We start from the raw sequence: 12231 nt of genomic DNA on the forward strand, positions 1-12231 counted from the left end.
GAATCCCGGCAGCATGCGTGGAAAAAAACGGCGGGCAGTGCCCGCCCTACGCACCGATCGTAGGAGCGCACTGGGTGCGCTCCTACGGGGAAGCGCTGGACCGGGCTTTCAGTCGATGCCGAGCTTCTTCAGCTTGTAGCGCAGGGCACGGAAGGTGATGCCGAGTTTGCGTGCCGCGGCGGTCTTGTTGTAGCGCGATTCTTCCAGTGCCTTGACGATGGCGGTGCGCTCGATGTTGCTGATGTAGTCGTCCAGCCCGCCATCGGCGCTGGGTGCCGCAACAACTGGTGCAGCCGGAGCGCCGGCGGTGGCGGTGGCGGCGACATCGGTCGGCGCCGGACGCGCGCCGCGCTGGGGCAGCATCAGGTCGGAGGCCTCGATGCTGGTGCCGTCGCTCATCGCCATGGCGCGTTCGAGGATGTTCTCCAGCTCGCGCACGTTGCCGGGGAAATCGTAGCTCTCCAGTGACTCGAGCGCGCCCGGCGACAGCCGGCCCACTTCCTGGCCGCTCTTGCCGGCCAGTGTCTTGAGGATGAACGCGGCCAGCTGCGGCACGTCGCCGCGGCGCTCGCGCAGCGGTGGCACGCGCAGTTCGATCACGTTGATGCGATAGAACAGGTCCTGGCGGAACTGGCCCTGCTCGACCAGCTGGCCGAGGTTCTTGTGGGTGGCCGAGAGGATGCGCACGTCGACCGGAATCTCGTCGCGGCCGCCGATCGGGCGCACCGCCTTTTCCTGGATCGCGCGCAGCAGTTTGACCTGCATGTGCAGCGGCAGCTCGGCCACCTCGTCGAGGAACAGCGTGCCGCCCTGGGCGGCCTGGAACAGGCCTTCCTTGTCCGCGCCAGCGCCGGTGAAACTGCCCTTGCGGTGGCCGAAGAATTCGCTTTCCATCAGCTCGGACGGGATCGCGCCGCAGTTGACCGGCACGAACGGACCGCTGGCGCGCGGGCCCTGCTCGTGGATCAGCCGCGCCACCAGCTCCTTGCCCACGCCGGATTCGCCGGCGATGTAGACCGGCGCCTGGTTGCGCGCCAGCTTGGTGATCGTGGCGCGCACCTGCTCCATGGCCGGGGAGCTGCCGATCAGACGGTCGCCCGAGCCACCGGCCTTGGCGGCGGCACCGCCCTCTCGCTTCTCCTCGGCCAGCCGCAGCGCGGTGCGTACCAGGCCGCGCAGCATCTGGATGTCGACCGGCTTGGAGACGAAGTCGAAGGCGCCCGCCTTGAGCGCGTTGACCGCCGCGTCGACGTTGCCGTAGGCGGTGATCATCGCCACCGGCGTGTCAGGGCAGGTCTCGGCGATCAGCTCGATCACTTCCTGGCCGTTGCCGTCGGGCAAACGCATGTCGGTGAAGCAGAGGTCGTAGCTGTTCTCGCTCAGCGCACGGCGCGCGTCGGCGACGGTACCGACGGCTTCGACCTGCAGATCCATGCGCCCGAGGGTGATGGTGAGCAGCTCGCGAATGTCGCGTTCGTCGTCGATGACCAGGACGGTCTGGAGGCTCATGGCGTGTCGGTTGGCAGGGGGTACGCGGCAGAATACCCGCCCCCGCCCCGCGGGGCAAAGACCGGCAGCCTCCTCAGCGGCCCGGCCGGCGGTCCCCGGCCGGCGGTCGAAGAAGCGCAGCGTCGAGGCGAGGGGCCGGTGCGATTCGTGCGTCTGCGGGGGCGCTAATCAGGATGCGCGTTCCGGGTCAGCCGCACCTTGCCGTCGGCGCCGCGGTCGATGCGGATGTCCTGGCGCTGGCCGCGGAAGGAGACCTGCTTGAGCGTCAGCGATTTCCAGCCCGGCGGCAGCACCGGCGCATAGGCCTGGACCAGCCCGGTATCCTCGATGCGCAGGCCGCTGAGGCCGTAGACGAAGCTCTGCACGAAGCCGGCCGAGCTGGACAGCAGATAGCCGGCGTTGTTGGCGACGGTCTCGGTGCGCACGTTGAACGGCGGCTTCAGGAAGCCGACCAGGTTGCGGTCGATCCAGTCGCCGGCGGCCTTGCCGTCGCCCAGTTCGGCCGCGCCCACGGCGAGCATCACCATCATCATCTCGTTCGGGTCGTCGCCGTGGGTGCGCAACGCCTCCAGCTGGAAGTCGAAATCGTTGCGGCGCACCTGCGGCGACATCGGCAGGTCGAGGTTCGGGTACATCAGCCAGATCAGCGAGGAGCCCATCCAGGTGATCTTGTCGTGCGGCACCGAGGGGTCGAAGTCGAGGTGGCGCTGGTGTTGCGTGTCGAACGGGAGGTACATCTTCGCGGCGATCGTGGCCCATTGGGGATCGGGCGCCTCGCCGACGAGCTTCGCCGCCGCCGTCGCGATGCGCAGCGCCTTGGTGGCGGCGGCGTTGGTGAAGGTGTCGTTCGGTACGTTGTCGTAGGCCTCGTCGGTGGAGGTGACGTGGTGGATCTCGTAGCGGTCGTGCGCCTGGTTCCAGCTGACCCGGCTGGTCCAGAACTGCGCGATCTCGCGGATCACCGGCCAGCCGTACCGCTTCAGCCAGGCCTGGTCGCCGCTGGCCAGGTAGTACTGCCACTGCGCGATCGCGATGTCGGCGTTGACGTGGATCTCGCGCCAGACGCCGTAGGCGAAGTGCGGGGTGTGGTCGAGACCGGTCTCCGGATCGGCCTCCCACGGGTACATCGTGCCCTTGGCGCCGTACTGCTTCGCCCGTTCGCGCGCCGGCTGCATGGTGCGCGCGCGGAACATCACGATCGGCTTGGCCCGCTCGGGGTGCAGCAGGAGCAGGGCGGGGAACACCCAGGAGTCACTGTCCCAGAAGGCGTGGCCGGCGTAGCCCGGGGTCAGCGCGCAGGCGCCCATCGGCCACGCCGTGCCCACCGTGGTGTTGGAGAGCAGGTAGTACAGATCCGAATGCACGGCGCGCTGCACTTGCGGGGCGCCGTCGATCACGATGTCCGATTGCCACAGCGTGTGCCAGGCGGCCTGGTGTTCCGCGAGCAGCGCGGCGAAGCCCTTGCTGCGCGCGGCAGTGGCCAGCGCCACGTCGGCGCGGGCGTCGCCGCCCCAGTCCTGGCGGGAGATCGCCACGTACTTGGTGAAGGCGTAGCGGTGGCCCTTGCGCACCCGTGCGGTGAGGTTCAGCGACAACTTGTGCGGGCCTTTCTCCAGCTGCACGCTTTCCACGTCCAGCCCGGCCGGCAGCTCGATCGCCGCAGCCTCGGCCATGCCAAGGCCATGCTCGGCGCGGCCGTCGAGCCACACGGTCAGCGTGCTGGTGTCGCCGTCCGCGTCCAGCACGCGGGTGTAGCCGGGATACCACACCGCGGCGCGGTCGGGGGTCGGCACCGGCTTGTTCTGCAGGGTCTGGCCGCTGGCGATCACCGCGTCGATCATCTCCTCGCCGCTCAGGCTGGCGATCGGGAAACGCGGCTGGTGCTCCGACCACAGGCGGATCGGGAAGGTGAGCTGCACGCTGCCGTCGAACTGCGGCGTGACGGTCAGCCGCGTCGCGGCCAGGTGGTTGGCCGCCTGGCTGACGAAGGTGGTGACCTGCACGTCGGTGGACTTGCTGGCGTAGTCGAAGCGGTAGCGCGTGCTCAGCGTGCCGTCGTGCATGTTCAGCGTCTGCGCGTAGTCGGCGAAGATCTTGCGGTCGAGCCGGGTCGCGTTGAGCCAGCCGCCGCCGGGGTTGTAGTCGATCTCGCTCCAGCCCGGGATCGCGGCCGGGCGCGCGATGTCGCCGGGCTTGTAATCCATGAACGCGACCATGTACGCCCGGTTGGGCTCGGTACCGCGCACCGAGGTCATGGTGGAGAAATAGCCGTTGGCCAGGTAGCTGGGGAAGTAGCTGTCGAAGTTCGCCGCGGTGCCGGTGAGCAGGAAACTCGGGTCGGTGGCGGCGGGCGCCGGTGCGGCGAGCGTGGCGGCGAACAGGAACAGGCCGGCGAGGGTGGCGTGGCGTGGCTTCATGGTCGCTCCTGGTGGCGGGCTACTTGGCGGCAAGTCCGATCGCCGGCGGTGCGTCGATGCCGGCGCGGTCGGTCTCGCGCTTGAACAGGAACAGGGTGAGCAGGATCAGGCTCATCGGCAGCAGCGAGAAATAGAACGCGTTGATGCCGCCGACGCTGGCAAACACCCGCGCGGTGATGTACGAGCCGAGCGTGCCGCCGAGCGCGGAGAACACCACGATCAGCCCGGTCATCGCCGCGTGCATCGGCTTGGGCAGCGAGCTCAGCGCCACCGAGTTGATCACCGGGTAGATCGGCGCCATCAGCAGGCCGAGCAGCGGGATCAGGTACGCCGCCAGCGGCGCGTCGAACCAGCCCACGTCCGGCCGCGCCATCACGCCGCGCGCCAGCGGCAGCACCACGACCACCAGCACGCCCATGCCGATCACGCACACGTTGAGCAGCGCGTACCAGCGCACCCGCTTCAGCACGTAGCCGGCCAGGAGGCGCCCCAGCGCGGTCATCCCGGCGAGGATGCTAGCGAACTGGATGCTCATGGCGTTCGGCAGTTTCAGGATCTCGTTGTTGAAGGTGGGCAGCCAGGTGCCGAAGCTCTGCTCGATCAGCACGTAGAGGAAGGCCGAGGCGAGGAACACGTAGACCAGCGGGCGCACGAACAGGCGCAGCATCTCCATGATCGCGTCGAGAAAGGAGTTGTTGTGGCCGTGCGCGTGCGCGGCGCTTTCGTCCATCCGGCTGGTGGCCAGCAGCGCGATCACCAGCACGCAGACACCGGCCAGCAGCCAGTACACGTTGAACCACGCCGGGTCGCCCGGGTTGGCCGGGTCGATGAAGGCGCTGAAGACCCAGTTGCCGGCCAGCACGCCGACCATGAACAGGCCCTCGATGGTGTTGGTCAGGCGCGAGTGCGCGATCTTGTCGGCAGTGAGCAGGCCGATCGAGGAGTACACCGCGACCTTGGTCAGCGCAAAGGAGAAACCCACGCAGGCGAACAGCAGCCGCGTGGTCGGGAAACCGGGGTAGAGCGGCATCATCACGCAGGCGGCGCCGACGATCGCCAGCGCCAGCATCATGGAGCGCCGGTAGCCGAACATCGGCAGGAACGAGGCGACCAGGAAGGAGGTGAACGCGATGGTCAGATCCTTGTAGCGTTCCAGTGCGCTGGCCGCCGGCTTGTCGATGCCGAAGGTGGCGATCGACTGCAGGATCACCGTGCCGACGCTGTTGAGCAGGATCGCGAAGATCATGTAGATCAGCGCCAGCGCGACGATCATGCGGATTCGGTTCATGTCACCCCCGGTGTCGTGGTGTGCAGGTCTGGCGAAAAGACGCGATCCGGATCACAAGGGAGGGTTCGATCCGGATCGCGCGCCCCGCAGCCGTCCCAGGCTCAGAACAGGTACTTCACCGTCATGTTCACCTCGCGGCCTTCCAGCGGTCGGGCCAGGATCACGCCGCCGGAAACGGCGGTGCCGAAGATGCGCGAATTGCTCTCGGTCAGGCCCAGCTCGTTGGTGATGTTGGTGCCCTGCAGGCGCAACTGCCAGTTCTGCTCGATGTTCGCGATCACGCCGAAGTCGAGCGTGTGGTAACTGCCCAGTTGCTGCAGGCCGGACTGGTCCTGGGTATGCGGACCGACGCGGGTATAGGTCACGAAGGCCGTGATGTCGCCCGACGCGAACGGAATCCGGTAGCTCGGGGTGAACATGTAGCGGAACTTCGGTTGCCGCTGCAACTGCTTGCCATTGATCGGCGCGCAGCCGGTGACGCCGGTGACCACGTTGGTGAAGATGAAACACGAGTTGTTGTGCGTGTAGTGGCCGTCCAGATAGTTCGCCACCAGTGACAGCTTCAGGTTCTCGACCGGCGTGAGCGCGCCGGCGATGTTGATGCCCTTGGAATCCGAACCGTAGAGCTGCGGGCCGCCAACCGGTACGCCGGCACCGTCGGTGGGCTGGAAGGTGAGGCCGTTGAACTGCTTGTGGTAGACGCTGATGTCGGCGTACACCAGATCCGACTGGTACTTGAAGCCCGCCTCGAAGTTCTGGATCTTCTGCAGCGGCGCGGTGTTGCCGGTGGTGAAGCCGCGGATCGCGTTGTCGAAATCACCGAAGTGCACGCCCTTGTTGGCGCGCACGTAGACGCTCATGTTGTCGGCCAGCTCGTAGTTCGCGCCGACCGTCCACGAGGTGTGGGTCTTGTCGTAGTTGGTGCGGGCGAACGAGCCGTCGCAGACCGGCACGGCGTTGTTGTACAGCGTCAACGGGTTGCTATCGAGGTCGACGTTGCCGAGGTTGCACACATTGTTGGTGGCATCCTGGTTTTCCAGCCGGGCCGACGCGTCGAGCAGCCACTTGCCGATGCGCCACCGGTCGGAGAGGTAGAACGCCTTGTTGGTGGCGGTGCCGTGCTGGGCGATATTGAAACCGCCGTTGTCGAGGAAGCCCTGGCTGTCGGTGACGTTGTAGGTCTGGCCGCCATCGGTGTAGCTCACCGCGATCGGTCGCGCGTTCGGCGTGTTGGTCATCAGCATCTGGTTGCCCAGCGCCCACTTGTCGTTCATGGTGTAGTGCGCCAGGTACAGGCCCGCCGTGAGCGTGTTGCCGTCGAAGATCTCCTTGCTCAGGCGGAAGTCGTTGTTGACGTTCTTCAGGTGCTTGTGGATGTACCACCAACCCTGGTGGATCACGCTCTGGTTCGGGTCGACCGTGCCGCCGCCGCCCGGGCCGGCGTAGGTCGCCGTGGCCGTGCCTGCCGGCAGGCCCAGGCCGCCCTGGCTGGTCGGCGTGTTGTACAGCTCGTCGGTCAGCGAGGCCGGGTTGGAGCCGGAGAACAGCGCGTTGGTGTCGACGTCGCCGGCGTCGATCAGGAACTTGTCGCTGATCGACCAGCCGTTGCCGAGGTCGTAGTCGAAATTGCCGCCGAAGAAATTCATCTTCGCGCCGCGGCCGTTGGCGAGGTCGGCGTTGGTGCCGCCACCCGGATAGCCGGCCAGGAACACGTGCTGGATGTACTTGCTGTTGTAGGTATCCTTGAGCGGGTCGAAGCCCGGGTAGGCACTGAAGTTGTCGGTGCCGTTCTGGATCAGCGGGATCGGCGTGATGAACTGGTTCTTGTCGTTCAACGCACGCGCGTAGAACATCATCGAGCCGTTGTCGGAGTCGTGGGTCAGCGTGGCGGTGAGCTGGCCGCCCTTGTCTGCCGAAAACTGCGGATCGCGCACGCCGTCGGAGTCGCGATAGAAGCCGCCGATGCTGCCGTACCAGTTCTCGGCGATCGGGAAGCCGAGGAAGCCGTCGACGCGCTTCAGGTTTTCCGAGCCGTAGGTGACGCCGATGCTGCCGGACGGCACCTCGGTGCCCTGTTTGAGGATGAAGTTCTCGGTGGCGCCGATCTGGCCGTCCGCGAACACCACCGAGGGGCCGCCCTGCAGGATCTCGACGCGGTCGATGGTGTCGTCGAGGCGGAAGATCGAGGTCTGCTCGAAGAACGACAGGGTCGGCATGCCGTACAGGGGCGAGCCCATCAGCTGCACCGTGTTGAACGGCGCGTCGCCGCCGCCGGGAAAGCCGGCGATCTCGATGTTGGCGCCGGTCTGGCCGCCGGTGGACTCCGGCCACAGGCCGGGTGCGATCTTCAGCAGGTCCGCGGTGCTCTTGGGGTTGGACTGCCTGATCTGTTCGGCGGTGGCGGTGGTGACCGAGTAGCTGGTGTCGATCTTCCTCAGGCCGCCGGCCGCGGTGTTGCCCGTCACCACGACCTGTTCCAGGGTCTTGGCCTGGGCGAGCTCGGCTTTTTTCTGCTGGGCCGAACGTTGCGTGGTCGGTGCCTGCGCACCCTGCGCCGGCGTGGTGTCCTGGGCCATCGTGGCGCCGCAGAACAGGATGGCGGCGATGGCCACCGGAAGGCTCAATCTGGACAGCTGCTTGGTCTTCATTTCCGTCACTCCCCACCAGTTGGATTGGATTGTTTTGGCCGCACAGCTCGTGCCGGCTGCGCGGAACGGCCGCTCATGCGATGAATCGGCTGATGTCGAACGCGGCAATGTCCGGCAACAGCACGTCCGCCTTGTCCAGCTCCTGGGCGTGGCCGATGCCGACCGCCGCCATGCCCGCCGCCTGCAGGGCGGCAATACCCGCCGCGGCGTCCTCCACGCCGAGGCAGTCCTGCGCCGCCAGGCCTAGCCCGCGCGCCGCCGCCAGGAAGATCTCCGGGTCGGGCTTGGAGCGGGCGATGCGGTTGGCGTCGACCACGTAGTCGAACAGCGTGGCGATGCCGAGCCGGTCGAGCAGCTGCGGCGCATTGCGGCTGGCCGAGGCCAGCGCGGTCTTCAACCCGGCGCGGCGCACGGACTCCACCGCGGCGCGCGCGCCGGGAAGCAGATCCTGCGGACCGAGCCGGCCGATCAGTTCGACGTAGTGCGCGTTCTTGCGCGCGGCCAGCGTTTCCTTCTCCGCCTCGCCGTACGCGCGCGGCGCGCGTTCCAGCAGGATGTCCAGCGAACCGCGTCGGTCCACGCCCTTCATGCGCGCGGCGGTGGCCTCGTCGAGCGGCACGCCGATCTCGTCGGCCAGTTGCTGCCAGGCGGCGCGGTGCAGCACCGCGGTGTCGGCGAGCACGCCGTCGAGGTCGAACACCACGGCCTTCGGCACCGTCGGCATCGCCGCGAATCCCGTGCAGGGCAGCTGCAGCGACTGGCCGGCGCGCAGGCGTTGCGGCGTGCCGTCGTGCAGGAAGGTGATCGCCTCGCCTGCGGTGAGTGTGTAGTGTGCGCCGTCGCCATCGACTTCCACGCGCAGGTGCGCATCGTGCCAGCGCAGGCCGAAACGGTAACCCTGCCAGGTCGCCGGCAACCGCGGCGACAGTGCCGGCAGGCCGTCGTGCACGCGCAGGCCGCCGAAGCCCCAGGTCAGCGCCAGCCAGCTGCCGGCCATCGCGGCCATGTGCAGGCCGTGCGCGGCGTTGCCGTGCAGGTCGTCCAGATCCACGCGCAAGGTGTCGAGGAAATAGCGGTACGCCTTGCCGGCATGGCCCACCTCGGCGGCGATCACCGCGAAGGTGGAGGCGGACAGGGTGGAGTCGTGCACGGTGATGGCTTCGTAGTAGTCGAAGTTGCGCCGCTTGGCGGCCGTGTCGACCTGTTCGCCGGCCAGCATCAGGGCCAGCAGCGTGTCGGCCTGCTTGCACACCTGGTGCCGGTAGATGCCGAGCGGATGCATGCGCAGCAGCAGCGGGCGCCTGTCCGCCGTGGTGGCCAGTTCCGCCGGCAGCCGCGGCTTGTCGAGGAAGCCGTCGCCTTGCGGGAAGATGCCCAGCGCGGCGTCCACCGGGAGGTACATCGCCCGCGCCGCGGCCCGCCACTGTGCCGGCTCGTCGGCATCGAGGCCGATGCGGGTGGCCAGCGCGGCGTACTCGGTCGGGTGGCTCAGCGCCATCCACTCGGCGGTGGCGACGGCGTCGCGCAGGTGCCGCTGCGCCATGCAGTTGGTGTAATGGTTGTTGTCGACCAGGGCGGAGTACTCGTCGGGGCCGGTGACCTCGTGAATGCAGAACGCGCCGCCGCGGCGCGGATTGAAATGGCCGATCTGCAGCCAGATCCGCGCCGTCTCGAAGATCATCTCGGCGCCGCCTTCGAGCAGGAATGCCCGGTCGCCGCTGGCGTCGACATAGAGGCGGATCGCCCACGCCACCGCGGCGTTGATGTGGTACTGCGCCGAGCCACCGGGAAAGTACGCGGAGCATTCGTCGCCGCTGATCGTGCGCCAGGCGTACAGCGCCCCGTGCGGGTGGTTGAGTTCACGCGCATGCTGGCGCGCGTGCTCCAGCGTGCGGTGGCGCCAGACCAGCATGGCGCGCGCCCGCTCCGGCGCGAGGGTGACCAGTGCCGGCAGCATGAAGATTTCGGCATCCCAGAAGCAGTGGCCCTCGTAACCCTCGCCGGTGAGTCCCTTCGCCGCGGTGCCGGCGTGGCCGTCGCTGCTGCTGGACTGGAACAGGTGGAACAGGTTGAGGCGCAAGGCCTGCTCGGTGGCGGGATCGCCGGCGATGGCCAGATCGGCCTGCGCCCAGAATCCGGCCAGTATCCGTGACTGGTGCTCCAGCAGGGCCGGGTAGCCTTGCGCGGTGGCCGCGTCCAGCGTGGCATTGGCCCGGGCCAGCAGGGCATCGGCATTGTCCTGGGCGAATGGCGCGGTGAAGGCATAGGCGACGAACTTGTCCAGACCGACCGTCTGGCCCGGCGCGAGCATGCCCGTGCAGGCCTGCGTCACGCCGTCGGCGCCGCATGCGGCATCGCCAAAGTCGAGCCCGGTGAGCTGGTGACGTTGCGCGCAGATCAGCCGGATGCCGCTGTGGCTGGTCTGCTGGCCGACCCAGGCCGAGGCATGGTGGGCTTGCGCTGCCCAGCGGGTGAGGCCGCCGGCGAGACGTGCGCCGATGCGCGGATCGTCGCCCTGGCCGACCGCCTCGCGCCCGGTGGCGATCGAGGACTCCAGCGTGATCGGGCCGCGGTAGTCGATCGAGTGCACGCGATAGCGGATCGCCAGCAGTCCGGGTTCGGCCAGGCTGACCAGGCGCTCGGCCTCGATCTCCAGCGTGGCGCCCTGCGGCGAGCGCCAGCGCAGGCGGCGGCGGTAGCAGCCGTGGCGCAGATCCAGCACGCGTTCGAACTGCAGCCATTCGCCCTCGCCCAGCCGCACCGGCGTGTCACCCAGGCGCAGGCGGATGCGGGTGGCGTCGGCGACCGGGATGCGCGTGTCGGTATGCCTGGCGAAGCCGGGAAATCGCTCGTGGTACTCGATCGGCGTGCGCTCCCACACCCCGGACAGCAGGGTGGCCTGGCTGGCGCTGTCGGCCTCCTCCAGGTTGCCGCGCACGCCGAGCGTGCCGTTGGCCAGGGCGAACAGGCTCTCGTCGTGGGCAAAGCCGGCGGGGTCGGTGCCGTGGCGCATCAGCAGCCAGGGATCGCTGCCGACCGGCCCAGCAGGCGTGCTGGTGCCGTGGCTTGTCGCGGCTGCTGCGCTCTGGTGATCCACCGGCAAATTCCCCTCGGCTCGTGTCAGGCCCGTCATTTCCCCGATCCGGGCGGAGCTTGGCAGGAAATGTTATCGGTATCAAGTTACCGATAACATTTCTTTTCCCTGCCCCGGAAAGTGGCGGGCGTGGCGGTGTCCGTGCCGGCTGGCGCCATCGGTTGCATCGCCGGGGCCAATGTCGACACACTGCACAGCGTCGCGCGATGTGGCGGCACCCATCGGCCAGCTAGATGGCCGGACCAACCGGGAATCGGATCGTTGAGCAAGAAGGGCACGCGCAAGCACGCGTCGGGTGGCCCGACCATGGCCGACCTGGCGCAACTGGCCGGGGTTTCCAAGATCACCGTCTCGCGGGCGCTGGGTGACAGCCCGCTGGTCAACCCGCAGACCCGCGAACGGATCCAGACGCTGGCGCGCGAGCACGGCTACAAGCTCAACATCAGCGCGCGCAACCTGCGCCTGCGCCGCAGTCATACGGTGGCGGTGATCGTGGAGATGCGGCCGTCGGTCGATCGCACCATGTTCGACCCCTATCCTCTGCTGTTGCTGGGCGGCATCTCGCAGGAGCTGACCGCCGCCGGCTACAGCGTGCTGCTGACCACCCGCCAAGGCGCCGGCGCGGCGGCGGTGCGGGCGGCCGACGGCCTGATCCTGCTGGGCCAGGGCGCGCACCAGGATGCGGTGCGCCGGTTCGACAAGCTGGGCCTGCCGATGGTGGTGTGGGGCGCGCCGTCGATCAGCGACGCACACGTGGTGGTGGGCAGCGACAACCGCCTTGGCGGCGCACTGGTGGCGCGGCAGTTCATCGCGCTGGGTCGGCGCCGGCCGGTGTTCGTCGGCAACCCCAGCCACCCGGAGATCTTCGAGCGTCTGGATGGCTTCGTCGACGCGCTGGCGCTGCGGGGGATCAAGCCGCTGCTGATGCGGCGCGACGAGTTCACCGTGGACTCGGGCATGGATGCGGTGCACTCGCTGCATGAGCGCAAGGTGGGTTTCGACGCGATCTTCGCCTGCAACGACCTGCTGGCGATGGGGGCGATCCGCGCCACGCTGGATCTGGGGCGCTCGGTGCCCGCCGACGTGTCGGTGGTGGGTTACGACGACATGCCGCTCAGCGCCAGCTTCCTGCCGCCGTTGAGTTCGGTGCGGCAGGACTGGCAGGAGGGCGGCATGCTGCTGGCGCGCAAGGTGCTGGCGTTGATCGATGGCGAGCCGGCCGGGTCGGAAAGCCTGCCGGTCAGCCTGATCGTGCGCGCGACCTGATTCGTCCGG

General features: G+C 68.2%; 6 protein-coding genes. 1 reads left to right on the plus strand and 5 read right to left on the minus strand.

Annotated elements, in window-relative coordinates:
- Positions 1–108 precede the first annotated feature (108 nt).
- From B1991_RS15950 to pgmB, 5 genes are all read right to left on the minus strand, one after another.
- Positions 109–1509 (minus strand): sigma-54-dependent transcriptional regulator, encoded by a 1401-nt coding sequence (locus B1991_RS15950; RefSeq protein ID WP_136259666.1) that lies wholly within the window; start codon positions 1507–1509, stop codon positions 109–111.
- 164 nt (positions 1510–1673) lie between these two features.
- The gene (locus B1991_RS15955; RefSeq protein ID WP_136259667.1) at positions 1674–3926 is read right to left on the minus strand and encodes a glycosyl hydrolase family 95 catalytic domain-containing protein; all 2253 of its coding nucleotides are present in this window, start codon (positions 3924–3926) and stop codon (positions 1674–1676) included.
- A gap of 19 nt (positions 3927–3945) precedes the next feature.
- A complete protein-coding gene (locus B1991_RS15960; RefSeq protein ID WP_246031210.1) occupies positions 3946–5214 on the minus strand; it encodes an MFS transporter in 1269 nt (422 codons plus the stop codon).
- A 101-nt stretch (positions 5215–5315) separates the two neighbouring features.
- The gene (locus B1991_RS15965; RefSeq protein WP_136259668.1) at positions 5316–7862 is read right to left on the minus strand and encodes a TonB-dependent receptor; all 2547 of its coding nucleotides are present in this window, start codon (positions 7860–7862) and stop codon (positions 5316–5318) included.
- Positions 7863–7935: 73 nt separating this feature from the next.
- A complete protein-coding gene (pgmB, locus tag B1991_RS15970; protein WP_246031211.1) occupies positions 7936–10959 on the minus strand; it encodes a beta-phosphoglucomutase in 3024 nt (1007 codons plus the stop codon).
- Positions 10960–11217: 258 nt separating this feature from the next.
- Between pgmB and B1991_RS15975 the strand changes: the two genes are divergently transcribed.
- Entirely contained in the window at positions 11218–12222 is a 1005-nt protein-coding gene (locus B1991_RS15975; RefSeq protein ID WP_136259670.1) for a LacI family DNA-binding transcriptional regulator, read from the plus strand.
- The last annotated feature ends 9 nt before the right edge of the window (positions 12223–12231 follow it).

The organism is Rhodanobacter lindaniclasticus, assembly GCF_004799035.1.
Lineage (GTDB): Bacteria > Pseudomonadota > Gammaproteobacteria > Xanthomonadales > Rhodanobacteraceae > Rhodanobacter > Rhodanobacter lindaniclasticus.